The organism is Okibacterium fritillariae (assembly GCF_052783725.1).
The window spans coordinates 86,357-107,695 of record NZ_CP199917.1 but is presented as its reverse complement, the minus strand read 5'-3'; the positions used below and the strand labels follow the sequence as shown (position 1 = coordinate 107,695).

21 protein-coding genes are annotated in these 21,339 nt (G+C 68.7%); 16 read left to right on the top strand and 5 right to left on the bottom strand.

The features are described 5' to 3' along the window. Positions 1-31: 31 nt before the first annotated feature. Positions 32-1,621 carry a purine-cytosine permease family protein gene (locus ACUWEX_RS00505; protein WP_079726354.1) on the top strand — a complete coding sequence of 530 codons (1,590 nt, stop codon included), beginning with the start codon at positions 32-34 and terminating at the stop codon, positions 1,619-1,621. Then, positions 1,618-2,163 (top strand): cysteine hydrolase family protein, encoded by a 546-nt coding sequence (locus tag ACUWEX_RS00500; RefSeq protein WP_445996745.1) that lies wholly within the window; start codon positions 1,618-1,620, stop codon positions 2,161-2,163. Before ACUWEX_RS00505 ends, ACUWEX_RS00500 begins: the two co-directional genes overlap by 4 nt. A 69-nt stretch (positions 2,164-2,232) precedes the next feature. On the opposite strand, the gene ACUWEX_RS00495 is transcribed toward ACUWEX_RS00500, so the two are convergent. Further along, positions 2,233-3,336 carry an alkene reductase gene (locus tag ACUWEX_RS00495; RefSeq protein WP_445996744.1) on the bottom strand — a complete coding sequence of 368 codons (1,104 nt, stop codon included), beginning with the start codon at positions 3,334-3,336 and terminating at the stop codon, positions 2,233-2,235. 90 nt (positions 3,337-3,426) lie between these two features. On the opposite strand from ACUWEX_RS00495, the gene ACUWEX_RS00490 reads away from it, so the two are divergent. Further along, positions 3,427-4,158, top strand: a complete 732-nt coding sequence (locus ACUWEX_RS00490) for an AAA family ATPase (protein ID WP_445996743.1) — start codon at positions 3,427-3,429, stop codon at positions 4,156-4,158. Here ACUWEX_RS00490 and ACUWEX_RS00485 read toward each other — a convergent pair. Next, positions 4,138-4,992: a helix-turn-helix transcriptional regulator gene (locus ACUWEX_RS00485; protein ID WP_445996742.1), complete on the bottom strand. Its 855-nt coding sequence runs from the start codon at positions 4,990-4,992 to the stop codon at positions 4,138-4,140. The two genes, ACUWEX_RS00490 and ACUWEX_RS00485, sit on opposite strands and share 21 nt — an antisense overlap. Positions 4,993-5,093: 101 nt before the next feature. Here ACUWEX_RS00485 and ACUWEX_RS00480 point away from each other — a divergent pair, with 101 nt between their 5' ends. From ACUWEX_RS00480 to ACUWEX_RS00465, 4 genes are all read left to right on the top strand, one after another. Beyond that, positions 5,094-5,774: an SDR family NAD(P)-dependent oxidoreductase gene (locus ACUWEX_RS00480; protein ID WP_445996741.1), complete on the top strand. Its 681-nt coding sequence runs from the start codon at positions 5,094-5,096 to the stop codon at positions 5,772-5,774. A 125-nt stretch (positions 5,775-5,899) separates the two neighbouring features. Beyond that, positions 5,900-6,304, top strand: coding sequence for a DUF2256 and DUF3253 domain-containing protein (locus ACUWEX_RS00475; protein WP_079726348.1), 405 nt, complete (start codon positions 5,900-5,902; stop codon positions 6,302-6,304). A 263-nt stretch (positions 6,305-6,567) separates the two neighbouring features. Continuing rightward, positions 6,568-8,604, top strand: coding sequence for an ABC1 kinase family protein (locus ACUWEX_RS00470; protein WP_445996740.1), 2,037 nt, complete (start codon positions 6,568-6,570; stop codon positions 8,602-8,604). 48 nt (positions 8,605-8,652) lie between these two features. After that, positions 8,653-9,336: an SDR family oxidoreductase gene (locus ACUWEX_RS00465; RefSeq protein WP_445996739.1), complete on the top strand. Its 684-nt coding sequence runs from the start codon at positions 8,653-8,655 to the stop codon at positions 9,334-9,336. Positions 9,337-9,431: 95 nt separating this feature from the next. Here ACUWEX_RS00465 and ACUWEX_RS00460 read toward each other — a convergent pair whose 3' ends face one another. Together ACUWEX_RS00460 and ACUWEX_RS00455 are read right to left on the bottom strand one after the other, a co-directional pair. Further along, complete coding sequence (locus ACUWEX_RS00460) at positions 9,432-9,737, bottom strand: DUF7882 family protein (RefSeq protein WP_079726345.1); 306 nt, start codon at positions 9,735-9,737, stop codon at positions 9,432-9,434. 222 nt (positions 9,738-9,959) lie between these two features. After that, positions 9,960-10,493, bottom strand: a complete 534-nt coding sequence (locus ACUWEX_RS00455) for an Lrp/AsnC family transcriptional regulator (RefSeq protein WP_200811457.1) — start codon at positions 10,491-10,493, stop codon at positions 9,960-9,962. 159 nt (positions 10,494-10,652) lie between these two features. On the opposite strand from ACUWEX_RS00455, the gene ald reads away from it, so the two are divergent. The 6 genes from ald to ACUWEX_RS00425 all read left to right on the top strand — a co-directional run bounded on the left by ald (position 10,653) and on the right by ACUWEX_RS00425 (position 15,875). Further along, entirely contained in the window at positions 10,653-11,774 is a 1,122-nt protein-coding gene (gene ald / locus ACUWEX_RS00450) for an alanine dehydrogenase (RefSeq protein ID WP_445996738.1), read from the top strand. A gap of 100 nt (positions 11,775-11,874) precedes the next feature. Next, the gene (locus ACUWEX_RS00445) at positions 11,875-12,549 is read left to right on the top strand and encodes a DUF4166 domain-containing protein (RefSeq protein ID WP_445996737.1); all 675 of its coding nucleotides are present in this window, start codon (positions 11,875-11,877) and stop codon (positions 12,547-12,549) included. Positions 12,550-12,558: 9 nt separating this feature from the next. After that, positions 12,559-14,001 carry a hypothetical protein gene (locus tag ACUWEX_RS00440; protein ID WP_445996736.1) on the top strand — a complete coding sequence of 481 codons (1,443 nt, stop codon included), beginning with the start codon at positions 12,559-12,561 and terminating at the stop codon, positions 13,999-14,001. Between the two features lie 253 nt (positions 14,002-14,254). Continuing rightward, positions 14,255-14,848 (top strand): sulfite oxidase-like oxidoreductase, encoded by a 594-nt coding sequence (locus ACUWEX_RS00435; RefSeq protein WP_445996735.1) that lies wholly within the window; start codon positions 14,255-14,257, stop codon positions 14,846-14,848. Beyond that, on the top strand, positions 14,824-15,567 hold the full coding sequence (locus ACUWEX_RS00430; RefSeq protein WP_445996734.1) for an FAD-binding oxidoreductase: 744 nt from the start codon (positions 14,824-14,826) through the stop codon (positions 15,565-15,567). The genes ACUWEX_RS00435 and ACUWEX_RS00430 overlap by 25 nt, the downstream gene beginning before the upstream one ends. Continuing rightward, positions 15,567-15,875, top strand: a complete 309-nt coding sequence (locus tag ACUWEX_RS00425; protein ID WP_079726339.1) for a DUF6510 family protein — start codon at positions 15,567-15,569, stop codon at positions 15,873-15,875. Before ACUWEX_RS00430 ends, ACUWEX_RS00425 begins: the two co-directional genes overlap by 1 nt. A 94-nt stretch (positions 15,876-15,969) precedes the next feature. Here ACUWEX_RS00425 and ACUWEX_RS00420 read toward each other — a convergent pair whose 3' ends face one another. After that, positions 15,970-17,565, bottom strand: a complete 1,596-nt coding sequence (locus ACUWEX_RS00420; RefSeq protein ID WP_079726338.1) for a hypothetical protein — start codon at positions 17,563-17,565, stop codon at positions 15,970-15,972. Positions 17,566-17,751: 186 nt separating this feature from the next. Between ACUWEX_RS00420 and ACUWEX_RS00415 the strand changes: the two genes are divergently transcribed. From ACUWEX_RS00415 to ACUWEX_RS00405, 3 genes are all read left to right on the top strand, one after another. Next, a complete protein-coding gene (locus tag ACUWEX_RS00415; RefSeq protein ID WP_079726337.1) occupies positions 17,752-18,207 on the top strand; it encodes an SRPBCC family protein in 456 nt (151 codons plus the stop codon). A gap of 176 nt (positions 18,208-18,383) precedes the next feature. Then, on the top strand, positions 18,384-19,997 hold the full coding sequence (locus tag ACUWEX_RS00410) for an APC family permease (RefSeq protein ID WP_445996733.1): 1,614 nt from the start codon (positions 18,384-18,386) through the stop codon (positions 19,995-19,997). A gap of 18 nt (positions 19,998-20,015) precedes the next feature. Further along, positions 20,016-21,251 (top strand): saccharopine dehydrogenase C-terminal domain-containing protein, encoded by a 1,236-nt coding sequence (locus tag ACUWEX_RS00405; protein ID WP_445997588.1) that lies wholly within the window; start codon positions 20,016-20,018, stop codon positions 21,249-21,251. The last annotated feature ends 88 nt before the right edge of the window (positions 21,252-21,339 follow it).

Genomic DNA, 21,339 nt, shown 5'->3' with positions numbered 1-21,339 from the left:
ATGCCCGTGCCCCGCCGACGAAGGGACCGCCATGTCCGCGAACAGCACGCCCTCCTCATCCGCCCCGTCGTCGCGACCAGCGGGCTCATCGTCAGCCTCGTCGTCAGCGTCATCGACGGCCGCCGATGCCGCCAGCCGCACGCTCGGCGTCGAGCTCAACGGCATCAACGTCGTGCACGAGAGCGAGCACAAGGGGCGCCCGCGCGACCTCTTCTGGCCGTGGTTCGCCGCCAACGTGTCGGTACTGGGCGTGAGCTACGGCTCGTTCCTGCTCGGCTTCGGCATCTCGTTCTGGCAGGCCACCGTCGTGGGCCTCATCGGCATCGTGGTGTCGTTCCTCTTCTGCGGCATCATCGCGCTCGCGGGCAAACGCGGCAACGCGCCGACCATGACGCTCAGCCGCGCGCCCTTCGGCGTCAACGGCAACCGCGTTCCCTCCGCGATCTCGTGGGTGCTCACAGTTGGTTGGGAGACCGTGCTCGCGTCGCTGGCCGTGCTCGCCACCGCGACGGTGTTCGAGGCGCTCGGCTGGGAGGGCGGCGTCGTCACGAAGGTCGTGGCGCTGGTGGTGGTCGCCGCGCTCATCGTGGGCGGAGGCATCCTCGGTTTCGAGTTCATCATGAAGCTGCAGATGTACATCACGATCGTCACGGGCGTGCTGACGGTGGTCTACATCGTGCTCGTCGCGCCGACCATCGACTTCGCGGCCGTCTCGGCCATCCCGGCGGGTTCAGCCCCCGCATTCATCGGCGCGCTCGTGTTCATGATGACCGGTTTCGGCCTCGGCTGGGTGAATGCCGCCGCCGACTATTCGCGCTACCTACCGAAGTCGGCCTCCAGTCGCGGCGTGGTGTTCTGGACCACGTTCGGCGCCTCGCTCGCACCCCTGCTGCTGCTCTTCTTCGGCCTGCTGCTCGCCGGCAGCGACCCCGAGCTCAACGCCGCCATCGCCTCCGACCCGATCGGCGCGCTGACCACCATCCTGCCGATCTGGTTCCTCGTGCCGTTCGCCATCGTCGCCATCCTGGGCCTCGTCGGCGGCGCCGTGCTCGACATCTATTCGTCGGGCCTCGCGCTGCTGAGCACCGGTTTGAAGGCGCCGCGCTATGTCGCCGCCTCGATCGACGGGCTGCTGATGATCGCGGGTGCCATCTACGTGGTGTTCTTCGCGGCCGACTTCCTCGGCCCGTTCCAGGGGTTCCTCATCACGCTGGGCGTTCCGGTCGCGGCGTGGTGCGGCATCTTCATCGCCGACCTGCAGCTGCGCAAGAAGGACTACGCGCTGGCCGAACTGTTCGACCCGAAGGGTCGCTACGGCAACTGGAACGTGCGCGCCATCCTGCTCATCGTCGTCGGCGCGATCGTCGGCTGGGGCTTCGTCGTCAGCTCGTCGCCCGGCTTCGAGTGGGAGGGCTACCTGCTGGGCCTCGTCGGTGGCAAGGACGGCGAGTGGGCCTACGCCAACCTGGGCGTGCTGTTCGCCCTCGTGATCGGATATCTGGGCACGCTCGTCTTCGGCCGCGCCTCGGTGCGCCGCCAGGAGTCGCTGCCGACCAACAACGAGCAGATCGCGGGTCGGGCGGCTGCAGAAGCCACGACGCCGACGGGGCTCGACCGATGACCAGCACGCTCATGATCATCGACATGCAACGCATCTTCGGTGAGCAGACCAGTGGATGGTTCACGCCCGAGTTCGCGGCCGCGTCGGAGGGTTCGCGCCGCCTGCGTGCCGCCTTCGGGTCGCGCGTCGCCCTCACCCGCTTCGTCCCTCCGGCCGAGCCGCAGAGCGCGTGGGTGCCCTACTACGAGGACTGGCCGTTCGCCCTCGATCCCGCCAACGCCGACCTCTACGAGCTGATGCCCGAGTTCCCGGTCGACGACGCCACGGTCATCACGCGCACCACGTTCGGCAAGTGGGATGACAACACCCGGTCCGCGCTCGGCAACCCCGACAGCCTCGTGCTCACGGGAGTGTCGACCGACTGCTGCGTGCTCTCGACGGCCCTCGCCGCCGCGGATGCCGGGGTGCACGTGCGCGTGGTCACCGATGCCTGCGCGGGTGCCAGCGCGGCCGACCATCAGCGCGCGCTCGACGCCATGGCGCTCTATGCGCCGCTCATCGAGCTGACGACCGTCGACGAGGTTCTCTCAGAGATGGCGTAACTCCGGTCACCACGACGACGCCCGCCCCGGCAGTGCCGAGGGCGGGCGTCGTTTCGTGCGTTCCGCAGGTCACGCGTTCGCGTCCTCGCGGGTTCCGTTGGCTTCGGCCAGCGTCGGGTAATCGGTGTAGCCGTGCGGGCCGGGCGAGTAGAACGTCGACGGGTCGGGCTCGTTCAGCTCGGCATCCTGGGCCCAGCGCTCGGCCAGGTCGGGGTTGGCGATCGCCAGGCGGCCGACGGCCACGGCATCCGCGTGGTCGCCACCGACGAGCTCGAGAGCCTCGTCGCGCGTCGTCATGACGCCGAAACCGGTGTTGGCGATCCAGTTGCCGCCGAAGCGGTGGCGCAGGTCCTGCACGAGCGAGCCCGTAGGTTCGGCGTGCAGCACGCTCACGTAGGCCAGGCCGAGGGGCGCGATGCCGTCGACGAGGGCCTCATAGGTGGCGCGCACGTCGGCGTCGTCCTTCTCCCAGACATCCTGGATGTTGTGAGCCGGCGAGATGCGAATGCCCGTGCGGCCGGCACCGATGGCCTCGGCAATGGCCGTGGTGACCTCGACGCCGTAGCGGGCGCGGTTCTCGGGCGATCCGCCGTACTGGTCCTCGCGCACGTTGGCGACGGGCGACAGGAATTCGTGCAGCAGGTAGCCGTTGGCGCTGTGCACCTCGACGCCGTCGAATCCGGCGCGGATGGCGTTGCGGGCGCCGGCGACGAGAGCCTGCTTGGTGGTCTCGAGCTCGTCGAGCGTGAGGGCGTGCGGCACGGGGAAGGCCTGCTTGCCCGTGGGCGTGTAGAGCTCACCCTCGATGGCGACGGCGCTCGGCGCGACGATGCGGTCGGTGCCCGTGATGTCGGTGTGGGTGACGCGTCCGCCGTGCATGAGCTGCAGCACGATGGTTCCGCCGGCGGCGTGCACCGAATCGGTGACGACCTTCCAGCCGGCGACCTGCTCGTCGGTCTCGATGCCGGGCTGGCCCGAGTAGGCCTTCGACTCCTGCACGGGGAAGACACCCTCGGTGACGATCATGCCGAGGCCGGCGCGCTGCGTGTAGTGCTCGACGACGATGTCGCCGGGAACCCCGTCGGCGCTCGAGCGCATGCGGGTCAGCGGGGCCATGGTGATGCGGTTGGCAAGGTGCAGGTCGCCGAAGGTGGCGGGCGAGAACAGGTCCATTGATGAAGCCTTTCGAGAGATCGGTACCAACGCTGAAACGCTCGCGCAGCATCCCTATTCCATGTCGGTGGGGTCTGTCAGAGTATTCACATGGCCCAGGATGATTCGGACGCGTTCGGTCGCCTGCCCGTGCGGCAGGTGCGCGAGCTGTCGGTCAAACCGATGGCGCGCACTCGCTGGCCGGCCACCCTGGCGCCCGTGCGGCAGCTGCTCGACGACGGTCTCGACCTCGGCGCGATCACGGTGCTCGTCGGCGACAACGGCGCCGGCAAGTCCACGATGGTCGAGGCCATCGCCGCGGTCTACGGCCTGAACCCCGAGGGCGGGTCGACGAGTTCGAGATATCAATCGCGCGTCGACGAGTCGGGGCTTGCCGAACATTTGCAGCTGGTGCGCAACGGCGGTGCATCCAAGCGTGGCTTCTTCCTGCGCGCCGAGACCATGCACGGCTTCTTCACCTACCTCGAGTCGATCGGCGACTCCGGGGTGTTCCACGAGCGCAGCCACGGCGAGTCGTTCCTCGACATCGTGGTCGAGCGGTCGCGCATCAGCGGCCTCTGGATCCTCGACGAGCCCGAATCGGCGCTCTCCCTGCCGGGATGCTTGGCGCTCATCGGCCTGCTGCGCGATCTCGTGGCCGGGGGCTCGCAGATCATCCTGTCGACGCACTCACCCGTGCTCGCCGCCATCCCCGGGGCCGAGCTGTACGAGATCGGCGAGTGGGGCATCCGCGCCTGCGACTACGACAACCTCGACCTGGTGCGCAATTGGCGGGCGTTCCTCGACGCCCCCGAGCGCTATCTACGGCACCTCGACGGCTGACGCCGACCCGGCGAAGGTCTGCAACCCCGTGACGCGCAGCAGCTCGAGAGCTTCGGCGTGCCGGCTGCCGGGAACGGTCGTGTAGACGACGATGCGCAGGTCGCCGCCCGGCACCGCGAGCACGTCGCAGTCGATCTCGATGGGGCCGACGGGTGTGCTCACGACCTTGCGGCTCGACCGGTGTTCCGCGATGCGCGCCGAGCCCCAGCGACGCTCGAATTCGGGCGAGCTGGACCGCAGGCGTGCCACGAGGGCAGCCAACGACGGGTCCCGCGGGTAACGCCCGACCGCGGCGCGCAGATCGGCCACGAGGTCGCTGGCGAATTCTTCCTCGTGGATGTCATCGAACTCGACGCCGTCGTGCCCGTGCGTGAAGTGCCGCCAGACCAGGTTGCGTTCGAGCGCCGATTCGGCCGACGGGTCGCCGTTGACGGCCGCCCACAGCGGGTTCCACATGATGATGTCGTGCGCCGCGCTGAAGACCGCGAGCGGCACGTCGCCGAGCCGGTCGACGAGCCGTTGCACCCCGGGCGTGACGTGGCGGGGCACGAGGTCGCGCGAGGGTGGCGCGGCGCCCGCGACACGGTAGAGGTGGTCGCGTTCGTCGACGCTCAGGCGCAGGGCCAGGGCCAGGGCTCCCAAAAGCTGTGGCGACGGATGCTGCGCCCGCCCCTGCTCGAGCCGCACGATGTAGTCGACGCTCACCCCGGCGAGCGCCGCCAACTCTTCGCGCCGCAAACCGGTGGCGCGTCGCCCCGAACCCGTCGGCAGCCCGACATCCGCGGGACTGAGCCGTTCACGCCAGGACCGCAGCACACTCGCGAACTCACTCATCACCCCATCATGCCCCGGCGGCGCGCCCGGTCGGTGGTATCAGCAGTCCTACCGTCGACCAAGGCCTGTGCGCAGGGCCGATCGGGGCGCAGGCTGTGAACATGACAACGACACTCATCACCGGGGCCAACAAGAGCCTCGGCCTCGAAACCGCCCGCCGCCTGATCGACGCGGGCCACACCGTCTATGCCGGCATGCGCGACCCCGCCAACGGTGACGCCGCCCGGGCCCTCGGCGCCCGCATCGTGCAACTCGACGTCACCGACCAAGCCAGCGTGGATGCCGCCATCGCCGCCCTGCCGAACCTCGACGTGTTGGTGAACAACGCCGGCATCCTGGGCACCTCGTTCGGGGTCGACGACCTCGACGCCGACGCCATGCGCACCGTGCTCGAGACCAACGTCGTCGGCATCGTGCGGGTGACGCAGGCTGCGCTTCCGCTTCTGCGAGCGTCCGAGCATCCCGTGATCGTCAACGTCGCCTCTGGCGTGGGCTGGCCGCGATTCCTGTCCACCGAGACGGCCGACGAGTTCCCGGTGAAGGCCGTGCCCTATGCCTCCTCGAAGGCCGCGGTCATCGCGCTGACGGTTCAGTATGCGAAGAACCTTCCCGACTTCCGCGTCAACGTGACCGACCCGGGCTACACCGCCACGGACTTCAACGGGCACGGCGGCCACCAGACCATCACCGAGGGCACCGACGCAACGGTCGCCCTGGCCCTCGTCGGCGCCGACGGCCCGACGGGTGAGTTCCACAGCCGCCACGGCCGCATCGACTACTAGTCGGCTGCCAGGTCACCGCGCGGCGGTTCGTCAGCCCCGTAACGCTGGCGTGCCGCCGCGCACCTGAAGGATGTCGCGGGGAGCCAGCCCCTTGACGCGGGCGTGCCGTCGCGCACACTTGAAGGATGGCTCACAAACAACGCTCGGCAGCCTCCCCCGTGCCCGAGAGCAAGGTCTGCGCCTCCTGCGGCCGCGAGATGCAGTGGCGATCGAAGTGGGCCGACAATTGGGATGCCGTGCGCTATTGCTCGGACGCCTGCCGACGCCGCGGCGTCACCGACGTCGACCGCCGTCTCGAAGAAACCATCATCGAACTCCTCGACAAACGCGCCGCCACCTCCACCATCTGCCCGTCGGATGCGGCGCGGGCCGTCGGCACGAAGGACGACTGGCGCGACCTCATGGAGCCCGCCCGCCGCGCCGCCCGCCGCCTGGTCGACGCGGGCGTCGTCGACATCACGCAGGGCGGCTCGGTCGTCGACCCCTCCACGGCCCGCGGCCCCATCCGCATCCGCCGCCACCGGCCCTGATGGGTCTCATCCTCGAACCTTGAGAACGGGACCGCCTGGGCTCCGTTCGTCAGGAGTAGTGTCGGGCCGACGGAACCCGTCGACGGCAGGCATCAGAGTAACGATCGACCCGATCCCAGCCCGGGGCAACGGGCAACGGGCAACGGGCACTAAACGCAACAGACGAACCCGAGCCGCGCGCGGACATTTCTCCTGAGCCCCCGGCCGCGCCCCGCACTAGGCTGAGCGCACGCGCCAGGCGACCGACACCGGGGGTTTCACACGTGTATCTGTTCATCGTCATTCCCCTCGCGATCGTCTACGCCCTCGGCGTCGGCTTCGTCACCCGCCGCCTGCTCGGCGCACCGGTCGGGTGGCCGCGCACCTTCGTCGTGGGCCTCGTCGTCTTCGCCACCAGCGTGCCGTTCACGCAGTACACGGCCGGCAAGGCGGGCTTGCTCGACGGCACCGGCGGCCTCGACGTGCACCCCGTCGTCGCGCTCGCCTTCATCCTGCTCGCCTTCGGGTGGACCTTCGCGTTCGGCGTCGCCTTCCTCGTCGGCATCGAGGCCATCTGGCCCACCGCGTCGGTGCCGAACCCCATCTACGCGTTCCAGGAGGCCGTGCACCGCCGCCGCCGCACCCAGCGCTACCTGCAGATCCTCGCGATCGCCTCGCGCCACGGCGTGGGGCACGCCATCCACGGTCACCCTCATCGACGCACAGCGGCGGATGCGACGGCCGGCGCCTCGGTGGCGACCACCCCCAGCAGCACACCGTCGCCCTCCGGGGCCACCCGCTCCCCCGACGCCATCGTCTCGTTCCTCAACGACGCCGGAGTCACCTTCGTGAAGCTCGGCCAGGTCATGTCCACGCGTCGCGACCTGCTGCCCCCGCGCTTCATCGAGGCGCTGTCGTCGCTGCAGACGAGCGCCACGACGCTCCCCTGGTCGGATATCGAGCGCGTCGTCGAGCGCGAGCTGGGTCGGCCGCTCGGCGAGGTCTTCGCGTGGGTCGATCACGAACCCCTGGCCGCGGCATCCGTCGCTCAGGTGCACCGCGCGACGCTTCTCGACGGCACCGATGTGGTGCTCAAGGTGCAGAGGCCGGATGCCGAGCGCCAGGTGCGCGCCGACGTCGACATCATTCTGCGCATCGCCGATCGCATCGAGGCCAAGACGTCGTGGGGAGCCGAGTTCGGGGCCGTGTCGCTCGCCAACGGTTTCGCGAAGACGCTTGAAGAAGAGCTCGACTACCGCATCGAATTCGGCAACACCGAGATAATCCGCAGTGCCGTCGAGCACACGGCATCCCACGTCTTGTCGGTGCCGCGCGTGTTCGGCGAGGCGAGCAGCCGCCGCGTGCTGACGCAGGAGCGGGTCGACGGCATCCCTCTCGGCAAGGCGCAGGAACACCTCGCGAGCATGCCGATGGTAGACCGCCAGGCGCTGGCCGAGGCGTTGCTGGATGCCGTGCTGCAGCAGGTCATCGTCGAGGGCGTGTTCCACGCGGATCTGCACCCGGGCAACCTCATCCTGCGCGAGGACGGCACGCTCGGCATGATCGACTTCGGTGCCATCGGTGTGCTCGAGCGCAGCATGCGCGAGGCGTTAGCCACACTGCTGCTAGCCGCGGCCAGTGAAGACGATGTCGCGACGACCGACGCCCTACTGCTCGTGGTCACGGTTCCCGACGGCACCGACACGCAGGCCATGCAGCGCGAGATCGGAAAGGTGCTCACGTTGATGCGGCATCGCAGAAAGGGCGACGGCTCGATCTTCAGCGTGCTGCTCGACGTGATCCGGGCCTACCACCTGGGGCTGCCCGCATCCCTGAGCTCGGCTTTTCGCACCATCGTCACGCTCGATGGATGCCTGACACTGCTCGATCCGGATTTCGACCTCGTCGATCACGCCCTCAAACGCGTGCCCCACTTCATGCGGCACCTGCTCAGCCCCGAGCGACTGTTCGCATCGGCTCAGGCGCAGGCCGCGACATCCCTCGCCACGCTGCGCAAGCTGCCGCGGCGCATCGAATCGGTGTCGTCGCGCATCGAGAACGGCACCTTCAGCGTGCGCGTGCGCTCGTTCGCCACGGGCGACGACCGCTGGTGGGTGTCCACGCTCGTCTCCGAGACCGTCGGTGTGCTCATCGCCATCACGGCGGTCGTGGCCGGCATCGTGCTCGTCGTGACCGATTCGGGGCCCTACATCGTGCCCGACGTGCGACTTTTCGCGTTCCTGGGGTCGACGATCGGGCTCGTCGGGTTCATCCTGATACTGCGGTCGTTGCGACGCGTCTTCCTCACGAAACCGCGCTAGCGACCCGCGCCGAAGGAATTCTGACCCCGAAGGGACGTTGTACCGAAGATGACAGTAATCATCGCAGGAGGACACGGAAAGATCGCCCAGCTCTTGGAGCGTCGACTGGCGGATGCCGGCCAGGAGGTCGTCGGAATCATCCGCAACCCCGACCACGCCGCCGACCTCGAGAAGGCCGGAGCGAAAGCCCTGGTGCTCGACCTCGAGTCGATCGACGCCGACACGCTCGCGAAGCACCTGCAGGGTGCCGACGCCGTGGTGTTCGCGGCCGGTGGCGGAGCGAAGAGCGGCGCCGAGCGCAAGATGACGGTCGACCGCGACGGCGCGATCCTGTTGGCGGATGCCGCAGAGAAGGCCGGCGTCGACCGCTACGTGATCATCTCGGCCATGTCGGTCGACGGTTTCGACGTCGAGAAGTCCACGCTGCCCGTCGACGACAACGACGATGCCGCCGTGTGGGAGGTGTACCGCCGCGCCAAGAGCGAGGCCGACGCCGACATCCGCTCGCGCGACTTCGACTGGACGATCGTGCGCCCCGGCGCCCTGACCGACGACGCCGGAACCGGACAGATCACGACCGGTGCGACCGTCGACCGCGGCGAGATCCCCCGCGCCGATGTCGCCGAGATCGTGGCGACCGCCATTCTCGAGGGAACGGCCGTGCGCACGCAGTTCGAGGTCATCTCGGGCGAGACGCCGATCTCCGACGCCCTCGCCGAGATCAAGTACTAAGCACGCACTCGGCGAGCGGTTCAGGTTCGCCCGCCCACGAAAAAGGGACCGATCAGACGATCGGTCCCTTTTTTCGGTCACATGCGGCCGTGCGGTCAGGCCTGCGGCGGCTCCGGCATGATCTGCATGCCGTTGGTGCTCGACGCGGAGATGAGCATGGCTTCGGCCCAGGCACGGTTCAGCACGGGCTCGCGGCCGCCGAAGAAGAGGAAGTGCAGGGGGATGCCGGGGTGCAACCAGATGGTGCTGCGCCCGCTGCCCTGATCGTGGCCGTGATCCCACGACAGCGTGAAGGTCTCGCCGCGACGAAGCTTCGTCACGATGGCCACCTTGAGGTGGGCCAGCAGGCGGTCTTCGAATTCGATTTCGGTGCTTCCGTCACCGTAGATCAGTTTTCCCATCGTGCCGCGCCAGTCTCCTCTGAAAACGATCGCACCAGGCTCCCGGGGGTGGGCGGAGGGGATCGGATTCCGAGTTTATGGACCGCGTAGAAGTTCCCGAAATCTGACCGCAAGGGGGCGAAATTTGAGGTCTATTTGCTCTATAATTTCGCTTTACAGGTCGTCGAAGAGTGGTCGCTTCGACAGGCGAAGGAATCACGCAGGCCCGGTGCGCTTTCGCGGCTAACGGGGGTCGAGCGCCGGGCTGTTTTGGTAGTGCTCGAACATCACGCTCGTCCGCGTCGATGCTACCGCGGGGTGGGCCGAGAGGTGCGTCACGACGAAGTCCCGCAGATGGTCTGAGTCACGCGTGGCCAGGTGCACGATGAAGTCCTCCGAGCCCCCCAGAAAGAAGAGCTGCACGACATCCGGCAGTGAACGCATCTCTTCGGTGAAGGTTCGGATCTGTTGACGAGCACCCGCGCGAATGTTGACGCTGATGAGCGCCTGCAGCCCGAGCCCGACGGCCGCCGGGTCGATGTCGGCCCGAAACCCGCGGATGGCACCCCGGTCGACCAGCGAACGCACGCGAGCCACGCACGTCGAGGGGGCGATGCCCACCCGCTCGGCCAACTGATTGTTCGGCAACCGAGCGTCACCCGCCAGCTGGGCCAGGATGGCGCGGTCGATCTCGTCCAGGTCTCGTGTCTGATCGCGCCCGCGCACCGCGCCCTGCTCACCCGCCCGCTCCCGCACATTCTTCGGTGACACCGACATCGAGACCCCTTCTCGCCGCATAATCCTGCAAATTGGATGCAGTGAACCGCTGATTCTGCACAGTTTACGTCCTCGTAACGCAGAATACGGAGCATTGTTCTGTCGCGAACGACCGGCAACGACGCCGGCGCTGAGACGGCCTCTCGATTGGAGAAACGCATGCGCGTCGGCATCCCCACCGAAATCAAGAACAACGAGAACCGGGTGGCGATCACGCCCGCCGGAGTGCACGAACTCGTGAGACGTGGTCACGAGGTCATCGTCGAGCGGGGCGCGGGTCTCGGCTCGTCGATCTCCGATGGCGACTACACGGCGGCGGGCGCGACGCTCGCCGAGACGGGCGACGAGGTCTGGGCCACGGGCGATCTCATCCTCAAGGTCAAAGAGCCCATCGCCGAGGAGTACCCGCGCATGCGCTCCGGGCAGACGCTCTTCACCTACCTGCACCTCGCAGCATCGAAGCCGTGCGCCGACGCCGTGCTCGCCTCGGGCACCACGGCCATCGCCTACGAGACCGTGCAGCTGCCGAACCGGTCGCTGCCCCTGTTGCAGCCCATGAGCGAGGTGGCGGGCCGACTCTCGACCCAGGTCGGCGCCTACCATCTGATGCGCGCGGCGGGCGGTCGAGGCATCCTGCTGGGCGGCGTGCCCGGAACCCAGAAGGCCAAGGTCGTCGTCATCGGCGGCGGCGTGGCGGGCGAGCATGCCGCGGCCAACGCGCTCGGCATGGGCGCCGACGTCACCATCATCGACCTGTCCATCCCGCGATTGCGCGACCTCGAGGTTCGTTTCGGCGGCCAGATCCAGACGCGTGTGTCGTCGACCTACGAGATCGCGGCGCAGCTGCGCGAGGCCGACCTGGTCATCGGTTCGGTGCTCATCCCGGGTGCGCAGGCGCCGAAGCTCGTGACCGACGAGATGGTCTCGACCATGAAGCACGGCTCGGTTCTGGTCGACATCGCCATCGACCAGGGCGGATGCTTCGAGGGTTCACGCCCGACCACCCACGACGACCCCACCTTCGCCGTGCACGACAGCGTCTACTACTGCGTCGCCAACATGCCGGGCGCCGTTCCCGAGACGTCCACCCGTGCGCTCACCAACGCCACACTGCCCTACGCCATCGCGCTGGCCGAGAAAGGCTGGAAGAAGGCGGTCTCGGATGACCAGGCGCTCGCGCTCGGTCTCAACGCCCACGCCGGCTCGCTCACCAACGCCCCGGTCGCGCGCGCACTGGGCCTCCCGTCCATCTCCCTCGACGAGGCCCTCGCGCTGAGCTAGCGCGGGCCTCGGCCGCTCGACCCGACCCCGGCGGCCTCGGTGCAGGCGCGTCCAGCGTCGCGCGAGCTCGACCGGGCTCCGCCGGGCTAGAGTCGCCCATATGCCAACCCCGTCGCCCTACGAAGCCGCGATTCCCGCGGTGTTGGCTCTCCTGCATCCGCGCCTGCGCCTCTACTTCTCGGCCATCCCCCGCGGGTCGGTCGGCCGCGGCGAGGGGGTGTTCCACACGGTCGGCACACCGCGGCGGTGGATGTGGCCCGTGCTCGCAGTCTTGGCCCGGCGCAGCATCCTCTTTCCCGTGTGGCAGCGGGACGTGCCCTTCACTGTGGAGAACAGGCCCGTGGTGGGTGCGGGTGGGCACCCCGGGGTCGCGGCCACACGGACGTTTCGCCTGGCCGGGCGCTCGGGATCGGGCCGCCGCGACCGCGACATGGTCGATGTCATCGCCGAGGAGGACGGCTCACTCATCGACCGTCTGGGACTCGGAGCGCCGCTCTGGGCCCGCTTCGACGCACGCGCCGAAGACGGCGCACTGTTGCTTCGGTCGAACGCCGTCGCCCTGCGCTTCGGCACGCGGCGTCTGCGCATCCCCCGTGTCGTCGCACCGCGCGTGACCCTGCGCGAAGCCTTCGACGAATCCGTCGACCGCCAGCGCGTCGACGTCACCCTGTCGCTCCCCCTCGTCGGGCTCATCTACGAATACCGAGGCACGTTCCGCTACGAGATCCGCCCAGAACAAGCTGGTTCTGAGGGTTCACACACCGCAACTGCCTAGAATCGGCGTATGTCTGGCGCACTGTGGTGGCTTCCCTCGCTCATCGTTTTCGGGGGCGCCGCCGTCGCGGCCGTTCTGCTCGTGCGCGGTCTACGCGCCCGGGGCCGCCGGGTGCTCGAGGCTGAGGGGCGCACCCCCGAGGCCCTCGACCAGCGTGCCGGTCTGGCCCTGGTTCAAGCCGACGATGTCGTGCGGCAGGCCGAGGACGAGGTGGGCTTCGCCGAGGCCCAGTTCGGCAAATCCGATGCCGCCCAGGTGGCTCGCGCGGTGAGTTCGGCACGACAGGCCCTGCGCGAAGCATTCCTCCTGCGCCAGAAGCTCGACGATCATATTCCCGATACGGAATCTGACCGCACCCGTTGGAATACGCGCATCATCGAGCTGTGCGCCACGGCGACGCGACTAGTCGAAACAGAGAACTCCTCACTGAGCGAGCGACGCTCCGTCGAGCGCGATGCCCCCGAACGACTTGCCCAGCTGACCGCCGGTCTCGCCGAAACCGAAGCCGCCCTCCCCGCCGCGCGGGCCACGCTCGACGCCCTCGCCCGCCGCTTCTCGCCCACTGCAATCGGTGCCGCTGCCGACGCACCCCGCACCGCGGCGGCCCTGCTCGCCGAAGCGCGACGATCAGCGGATGCCGCGGCCGACGCCGTTTCACGTGGAACACTCGCCGCTCCCCACCTCGACGCCGTCGCGCGCCACCTCGGAACGGCCCGCACCACATTGGCCCAGGTCGAGCACATCGCAGAGACCCTCAACGGGGCGGCCAGTGAACTCGAAAGCTCCCTCGCCGATACGCGGGCGGGCATTGCCGAGGCTCGCGCCGCGCGTGACGCCAACCCGTTGCCCGATGCGGCCGACCTGATCGGCGACGCGATCACCGTTGCCCAGCGCGCGGCCGACGACGCAGAGACGCAGGTGCGCGCCCTCGCCACGGGGCCCACCGCAACGGGAGCGATTGGCGCCGCGAACGGTGCCCGTGCCGCGAGCCTTCCGCCGCGCGCCGATGACGGCGACCCCGCAGTCGCCGAGGCTGACGGCGAATCCGCGACCGACGCCCGACGCGAGCTCGTTCCCGTGGGAGGGCTCAATCCGCTGCCGGCCGTCGGACGACTGCGCGATGCATCCCTGCAACTCGACCAGGCGCTGGCCGAGGCCCGCAGCAACGTCGAACGCATTAAGAATGCGCAGGCCGCCCTGCGCGGAGCGATCTTCTCGGCCAACAGCTACATCGAGGTCGCGGCCGACTTCATCACGTCGAATCGTTCGCGCGTGGGTCCCGAGGCGCGCACGCGCCTCGCCGAAGCGGAACGACAGATCGTGCTCGCCGGCGCGTCTGCCGATCCGGTCGAAGCGCTCGACATCGCCCGCCGGGCCGCGCGGCTCGCACAAGACGCCGATGCCCTCGCCCGCTACGACGCCGGGCCGCGGCAGGCGCCGATCCGCGGCTGACAGACGCGACGTCCACCACTGACACGCGCGGCCCCCGTCACTGAACGACGCGGTCACGGCCGCGGGTCACCCCGTCCTCGGTCGTCGAACGTCGCCCCTTCCGCCTTTCAACGAGCAATCCTTCGACAAATAAGTGTTGCGCCGCCCCAGCCGCACGCACGAGAATCAGCGGCAGGGCACGCGTTGCGCGTTCGCACGGGCGGCGGTCGAGCCATCCGCCGCGCCACTCGCGCACCGATCGAAGGGCGACACCATGGCTGTCATCTCACGCGGGTTCGGGGCGCGCCGCCGCGAATCGACGCCCGACCTCCCGCCCGGGCAGTTTCTCACCACCGACTTCCCGGTGCTCTCGGCCGGGCCGACGCCCGAGGTCGACACCGCGGAGTGGGAATTCCTCATCCGCACCGAGACGGGCGACGAGAAGAAGTGGTCGTGGGATGAGCTGCAGGCGCTGCCGCAAGAGACCATCGACACCGACATCCACTGCGTCACGCGCTGGTCGAAGCTCGGCACCACCTGGCGCGGCGTCTCGCTCGACACGCTCTTCGCCGAGGTCGAGACCAGCTACGACTTCACGATGGTGCACTCCTACGGCGGCTACACGACAAACCTGCCGCTCGAGGACCTGCTCGACGGCAAAGCCTGGATCGCAACCGAGTTCGACGGGGAGCCCCTCGAGCCCGAGCACGGCGGCCCCGCCCGGCTCCTCGTGCCGCACCTGTATTTCTGGAAGAGCGCCAAGTGGGTGCGCGGCATCGTCATGCACAACGACGACGACCCCGGGTTCTGGGAGCAGAACGGCTATCACACCTATGGTGACCCGTGGCAGGAGCAGCGGTATTGGTGACGCGGGCCGAGTGGTTCGTGGGCACCGTGACCGAGGCGACGATGTTGACGCGCACGGGCCGACGTCTGCTCGTCGAGGTTCCCGGTTGGCCCGGCAACCGCCCCGGCCAGCACCTCGACCTGCGGCTCACCGCTGAAGACGGCTACCAGGCCGTGCGCTCCTACTCGATCGCCTCGTTCGGCGACGGTCAGGCCGTCGAGTTGGCCGTGGACGAGCTGCCCGATGGCGAGGTGTCGCCCTACCTCGTCGAAGACGTGATCGTGGGCGATCAACTCGAGGTGCGCGGGCCGCTCGGCGGCTTCTTCGTCTGGGATGCCGAGCAGACCGAACCCGTGCAACTCATCGCCGGCGGCAGCGGCATCGTTCCCCTCGTCGCCATGGCCCGCGCCCACCACGCCGCGGCGAGCGCCGCCCCGTTCCGCCTGCTCTACTCGGTGCGCACCCCGGCCGACGCGTACTTCGCCGACGAGCTGCTGTCCCTGGTCGACGCTTCGTTCGCCCTCGACTGGGTCTACACGCGCGAGACCCCGAGCGGATGGCCTCGCCCCGCCGGCCGGGTGACGCGCGAGTTGCTGGCCGAGACGTCGCTGTCGGCTTCCGATGCCCCCACCGTGTACGTGTGCGGCCCCACCGGTTTCGTCGAGGCCACGGCGAAGGCGCTCGTCGCCCTCGGCCACGACCCGCAACGCATTCGCACCGAACGTTTTGGAGGTTCGTGATGTCGTCTCACCCGTTCCCGCATCTGGCGGACGGCGTCACCTCGACCGTGGAGAACGTCGACGGCAACGCCCTCGCCGGGCCACTCTCGGCCTTGTTTGCCGCCGACCTCACGACGGCGCTCGTCACGTGCCGTCATTGCGGCGACGAGGCCCCGCTCGCCACGGCCGTCGTCGAGCGCGATGACTCGTCCGACATCGTCATCTGCCGCGGCTGCACCCACACGCTCTTCACGCTGCACCACTCCCCTGCCGGCCTGCGCCTCGACCTCGCGGGCCTCGCGGCACTGGCCGCGCCGCCGGACAGTTGACACGCGAGCGCCGGTCATTTCGTCGCCCACCTCGGCCCTGCGCGGTTCCTCTCGACGCCGAGCGACGGTTCGCTCAGAATGTTGCGCTCCCCCGCTATTGGTAGGTGACCAGGTCGGGCAGCGGCGCGACGTCGCGCATCGTCTGCTCGGGCGTGAGCATGGGTTTGTCTTCGTCGTAGAAGTTCTTCCAGCCCCACGCCATGCCCTCGGGGGCGCCCTGGTGCAGCGCCCGCCACGTGGCCTGTTTGTCGGGCTGGCCGCCCTGGCCGTCGGCGTGGATGAGCATGGCCAGTTCGGGGTGTGACATGTCGAGCGTCTGCCGGTCCTGGATCATGGCGAGACGGAACTGGTGCAGCACGAACATCTTCGGCGGCAGCCCCTTCTCGTTGGTCAACTGCGCCAGCCAGGCGGACACCTCGTTGACCTCGGCCGCCGACACCGAGCCGATCTGGCGCAGCGGAACCTGGTCGGGCTTGAGCCGCCATTCGGGGTCGAGCGCCAGGCCCACGTTGGGCAGTTCGAGCAGCGATTGGTAGCGCTTGGCCTGGGTGAGGAAGTCGCTGCGGCCGGGCTGCAGGTCGAGCACCACGTATTGCCCGGCATCCGCGGCAGCCTGAATCCAGGGGCGGATGGTTTCGGGGTCGATCTCGTTGGAGTAGTCGCCGTCGGGCCCCGCCGCCCCCGCCGCCACGGTCGCGATGATCTCCATGAGGGGCACGACGGTCTTGTCGCTGAGGCTTTCGTAGGGCGCGGCGACGTCTTTCGCGCGCTGCACGGTGCCCGCGGCATCTTGCTCGCCGAGCACGCCGAGCGCGCCCGTGCCGATGGCGCCGTAGAGGGCCACGAATTGGTGACCGGGGAAGAGCATCTGACCGCCACCAGGCAGCTGGTAGCCGGTGCGTGCCGAACGCACCTTCCAGTCGAGCGCCTGCTGGTCGGCGAAGGGGGCGCCCAGGGCGAGCACGGCGTCGTCGGGTGCGGCGGCGAGGGCCGTGATGGCGTCGGCGGATGCTTGCGGGTTGGCGTCTGCGGCGGGCAGCGCGTGCACGGGCACACCGGCCGCGCGGGCGGTCGCCGAGGCGGCGAGCGCGCTCGGGTCGTCGGTCGCGAGGGCGAGGGTCTTGCCGGCGCGTTCGCCGCGTTCGAGGCGGGGTACATCGTCGTCGGATGCGGCGGACCCCGTAATGATGCGTCGCTCGTCACCACCGCCGCCATCTGAGCCATCGCCGGGAACGTCGAGTCGCTGCGCGTCGACCTGTCCGTAGGTCACCACCGTGTGCGCCTTGAGGCGGTCGAGCTCGTCGTCGACAGCGTTCGCCGTCTGCTCGTCGGAGCCCTCTTCGGGCGAAGCGGAGGCGGTCGACCCCGTCTCGCGAGACGCCGCGCCGAGCAACATCGGCACACCCAGCTTCTCGGCCTCGGCAGCCGCGGCCCCTTGCGCATCGGCGTCATCGCTCGCAGCGACGACGACCACGGATGCTTCGCCGAACAGCTGCCGGCTGGCCACGAGCGCATTCGCCGCGGCATCCCCGTCGGCCACCGTGAGCGCGTCGGTGGGGGCCGTCAGCACGGTGCGCGCGGCGGACGGCGTCTTCGGCCCGGTCGGGCTCGTCGCCGTGCAGCCGGTCAGGGCCACGAGCCCCGCCAGCGCGGTCGCGGCGAGCGCGGTCGTCGTTCGGCTTCGGGCCATGGTGCACCTCCCAGGTCGCGTCAGCCATGCTACCGGCGGCCCCCGACGGGCCCGCAAACCCGGCTCTCGAACGCGGCGTGTCCTCTAGCACGTCGTGCGCATTCTCGACACCCCGCGCGCGAAGAGATGCCCCGGCGTAGCGTCGATATCGATCTCGTAAACCGCACAACGCAGAGGAGTATCACCATGACCCAAACGATCGAAACCGTCGACGTCAACGTCCCCGTGTCCGTCGCCTACAACCAGTGGACGCAGTTCGAGGAATTCCCGCACTTCCTCGACGAGGTCGAATCGATCACCCAGGTCACCGACACGTTGACGGTCTGGAAGGTCAAGGTCGGAACGGTCGAGCGCGAGTTCGAGGCGAACATCACCGAGCAGCACCCCGACGAGCGCGTCGCCTGGAACAGCACGGGTGGCGAGGTCGACCACGCCGGTGTCGTCACGTTCCACAAGCTGTCCGACACCGAGACGCGTGTCACCGTGCAGATCGACTGGGAGCCCAAGGGCCTGCTCGAGAAGCTCGGTTCGACGCTCGGCGTCGACAACCACGCCATCAAGAAGGACCTGAAGAACTTCAAGGAGTACATCGAGTCGAAGGGCACCCCCGACGGCGCCTGGCGCGGTGACGTCGAGGCCTAAACCTCGCACAGCATGACAACGGCGGCGGCGTCTCGTTTCGAACGGGATGCCGCCGTTCCGCGTGTCACGAGAAAAACCCTCACGACCTGAGCCCCGCGGGTCTAGTGTGAACGCACCACAGCACCATCGGCGTTATCTGCCGCCCCGAGCGGCCCAGAGACAAGGATGCCCGCACGATGACCGATGCACCGTCCACCCGAACCCCCGGCCGCCCTCCCGTCCCTCCCGAGAACGGTGCGGGCAAGGGCCTCGCGGCGGGCACGCTCGGCACGGCCGGTTCGGTCGTCATCGGGCTCGCCTCCACGGCCCCCGTCTATTCACTTGCCGCCACGCTCGGCTTCGTCGTGTTGGCCGTGGGCGCTCAGGCCCCGATCGCGTTCATCCTGGCGTTCATCCCCATGCTCTTCGTGGCCTTCGCCTATCGCGAGCTCAACCGCGAGATCCCGGATTGCGGCACGTCGTTCACGTGGGCGACCAAGGCTTTCGGCCCGTGGGTGGGGTGGATGGCGGGGTGGGGCGTCGCTGTCGCCGGCATCGTGGTGCTCGCCAACCTCGCCCAGATCGCGGGCACCTACCTCTGGTTGCTGATCGGTGACGGCTCGCTGGCCGAGAACGGTTTCCTCGTCACGGCCACGGGTGTCTTCTTCATCGCCGCCATGACGTATATCAGCTACCGCGGGCTCGAGATCGGCGAGAAGCTGCAGGTGGTTCTGCTCGCCATCCAATACGCGGCCCTCGCGCTGTTCGCGATCCTGGCCATCGCGAGCGTCGTCAACGGCACGGCGCCCGACCCGACCATGCCGACGCTCGACTGGTTCAACCCGTTCGCGTTCACCGATGCGACGGGTTTCACCGAGGCGATCCTGCTGGCGCTTTTCATCTATTGGGGCTGGGATGCCTGCCTCGCATTGAATGAAGAGACGAAGGATCCCCGCCGCATCCCGGGCCGTTCGGCCATCATCTCGACCGTCATCCTGTTGGTCACCTACGTGGGTGTCACGGTGGCGGCCATGATGTATGCGGGCGTCGGCGAATCGGGGCTGGGCCTGGCAAACCCCGACGGCTCGGACGACATCTTCTTCGCGCTCAAGGATGCGCTGTTCGGTCCGCGGGCGTGGCTACTCGTGGTGGCCGTGCTCGTGTCGGCCGTGTCGTCGACGCAGACCACCATCCTGCCGACCGCGCGCGGCACCCTGTCGATGGCCGTCTACCAGGCTCTGCCCGCGCGTTTCAGCGTGGTGCACCCGCGCTTCAAGACGCCGTCGTTCTCGACGCTCGTCATGGGCGCGGCCTCGATCGCCTACTACGTGATCATGACGGCCGTGTCGAGCAACATCCTCGCCGACTCCATCCTGTCGCTGGGTCTCGCGATCGCGTTCTACTATGCCATCACGGGTTTCGCGTGCGTCTGGTATTTCCGCCGCAACCTCTTCGACTCGGCGCATAACTTCTTCTTCCGCTTCCTGTTCCCGCTGCTCGGCGCCGTGCTGCTCACGGCCGCGTTCGTGAAGTCGGCCATCGACATGGTGAGCGTCGACTACGGCTACAGCACGCTGCTCGGCATCGGCGGAACCTTCGTCGTCGGCATCGGCTCGCTCGCCCTCGGGCTGGTGCTCGCGATCATCTGGTGGGCGTTCCCCGGCTCGAAGCGTTTCTACCGCGGCGAGAGCCTCAACCGCGACACCCCGGTGCTCGTGCCGGATTCCCCCGATCTGACCGTCGCCGCGCACACCATCGCCGCGCACTCCGACGACGACACCGCCCCCACCGCCCGTCCCGAAGGGAAGTAGTCCATGACCGAGCACCGCCTGCGCATTCTCATCATCGGAGCGGGAGGCGTGGGCTCTGCGGCCGTGCGCATCGCCGTGCGGCGACAGTTCTTCGAGCTGCTCGTGGTGGCCGACTACGATCCGGCCCGCCCACAGGTGCTCGTCGACGCGCTCGGTGACGACCGGTTGCGCGCGGCACAGGTGGATGCGTCATCCGCGGATGCCGTCGCCGCCCTCATTCGCGAGCACGGCATCACGCATGTGCTCAACGCCGTCGACCCGCGGTTCGTGATGCGCATCTTCGAGGGCGCCTTCCAGGGCGGCGCCACCTACCTCGACATGGCCATGAGCCTGTCGGAGCGGCATCCCGACCACCCCTTTTCTCAGACCGGCGTCATGTTGGGTGACGAGCAGTTCGCGGCGGCCTCGGCGTGGTCGGATGCGGGGCGCCTGGCGCTCGTGGGCATGGGCGTCGAGCCCGGCCTCTCCGATGTCTTCGCCCGGTATGCCGAAGACGAGCTCTTCTCCGAGATCGAGGAGCTGGGCGTGCGCGACGGCGCCAACCTCACGGTCGAGGGCTATGACTTCGCGCCCTCGTTCTCGATCTGGACGACGATCGAGGAGTGCCTCAACCCGCCCGTCGTCTTCGAGCGCGAGCGCGGCTGGTACACGACCGAGCCGTTCTCCGAGCCGGAGGTGTTCGAGTTTCCCGAAGGCATCGGCCCGGTCGAATGCGTGAACGTGGAGCACGAGGAGGTCATCCTCATGCCGCGTTGGACCAACGCCCGCAAGGTGACGTTCAAATACGGCCTCGGCGACGAGTTCATCGAGGTGCTCAAGACGCTCAACAAGCTGGGTCTCGACAAGACCGAGCCGCTCACCGTGAAGGGTGTGCAGGTGTCCCCCCGGGATGTCGTGGCGGCGGCGCTGCCCGACCCCGCAACGCTCGGCGACAAGATGCGCGGGAAGACGTGCGCGGGCCTGTACGTCACGGGGCGCGGCACGGATGGCGCACCCCGGGCCGTCTACCTCTATCACGTGGTCGACAACGAGTGGTCCATGCGCGAGTACGACTCGCAGGCCGTGGTGTGGCAGACCGCGGTGAACCCCGTGGTGGCGCTCGAGCTGCTGGCGCGGGGAACCTGGTCGGGAGCGGGGGTGCTCGGCCCCGAGGCCTTCGACGCGCGACCGTTCCTCGAGCTGCTCGCCCAGCCGGCGCCTGCCGGGTATGGCTCGCCGTGGGGCCTGGAGGAACGCGAAGCGCCCGAGTTGTGAGGACGCCGCGCGGCGGGGGGTTCGGTGCGCCGGGGAGGGCCTGAGTTCGACGCGCCGACGTTCTCAGCAAATTTCTTCCGTTCAGACG

Coding starts and splice junctions, on each gene's coding strand:
- ACUWEX_RS00505 (WP_079726354.1), top strand. CDS start 32: ATGTCCGCGAACAGCACGCCCTCCTCATCCGCCCCGTCGTCGCGACCA.
- ACUWEX_RS00500 (WP_445996745.1), top strand. CDS start 1,618: ATGACCAGCACGCTCATGATCATCGACATGCAACGCATCTTCGGTGAG.
- ACUWEX_RS00495 (WP_445996744.1), bottom strand. CDS start 3,336: ATGGACCTGTTCTCGCCCGCCACCTTCGGCGACCTGCACCTTGCCAAC.
- ACUWEX_RS00490 (WP_445996743.1), top strand. CDS start 3,427: ATGGCCCAGGATGATTCGGACGCGTTCGGTCGCCTGCCCGTGCGGCAG.
- ACUWEX_RS00485 (WP_445996742.1), bottom strand. CDS start 4,992: ATGAGTGAGTTCGCGAGTGTGCTGCGGTCCTGGCGTGAACGGCTCAGT.
- ACUWEX_RS00480 (WP_445996741.1), top strand. CDS start 5,094: ATGACAACGACACTCATCACCGGGGCCAACAAGAGCCTCGGCCTCGAA.
- ACUWEX_RS00475 (WP_079726348.1), top strand. CDS start 5,900: ATGGCTCACAAACAACGCTCGGCAGCCTCCCCCGTGCCCGAGAGCAAG.
- ACUWEX_RS00465 (WP_445996739.1), top strand. CDS start 8,653: ATGACAGTAATCATCGCAGGAGGACACGGAAAGATCGCCCAGCTCTTG.
- ACUWEX_RS00460 (WP_079726345.1), bottom strand. CDS start 9,737: ATGGGAAAACTGATCTACGGTGACGGAAGCACCGAAATCGAATTCGAA.
- ACUWEX_RS00455 (WP_200811457.1), bottom strand. CDS start 10,493: ATGTCGGTGTCACCGAAGAATGTGCGGGAGCGGGCGGGTGAGCAGGGC.
- ald (WP_445996738.1), top strand. CDS start 10,653: ATGCGCGTCGGCATCCCCACCGAAATCAAGAACAACGAGAACCGGGTG.
- ACUWEX_RS00445 (WP_445996737.1), top strand. CDS start 11,875: ATGCCAACCCCGTCGCCCTACGAAGCCGCGATTCCCGCGGTGTTGGCT.
- ACUWEX_RS00440 (WP_445996736.1), top strand. CDS start 12,559: ATGTCTGGCGCACTGTGGTGGCTTCCCTCGCTCATCGTTTTCGGGGGC.
- ACUWEX_RS00435 (WP_445996735.1), top strand. CDS start 14,255: ATGGCTGTCATCTCACGCGGGTTCGGGGCGCGCCGCCGCGAATCGACG.
- ACUWEX_RS00425 (WP_079726339.1), top strand. CDS start 15,567: ATGTCGTCTCACCCGTTCCCGCATCTGGCGGACGGCGTCACCTCGACC.
- ACUWEX_RS00420 (WP_079726338.1), bottom strand. CDS start 17,565: ATGGCCCGAAGCCGAACGACGACCGCGCTCGCCGCGACCGCGCTGGCG.
- ACUWEX_RS00415 (WP_079726337.1), top strand. CDS start 17,752: ATGACCCAAACGATCGAAACCGTCGACGTCAACGTCCCCGTGTCCGTC.
- ACUWEX_RS00410 (WP_445996733.1), top strand. CDS start 18,384: ATGACCGATGCACCGTCCACCCGAACCCCCGGCCGCCCTCCCGTCCCT.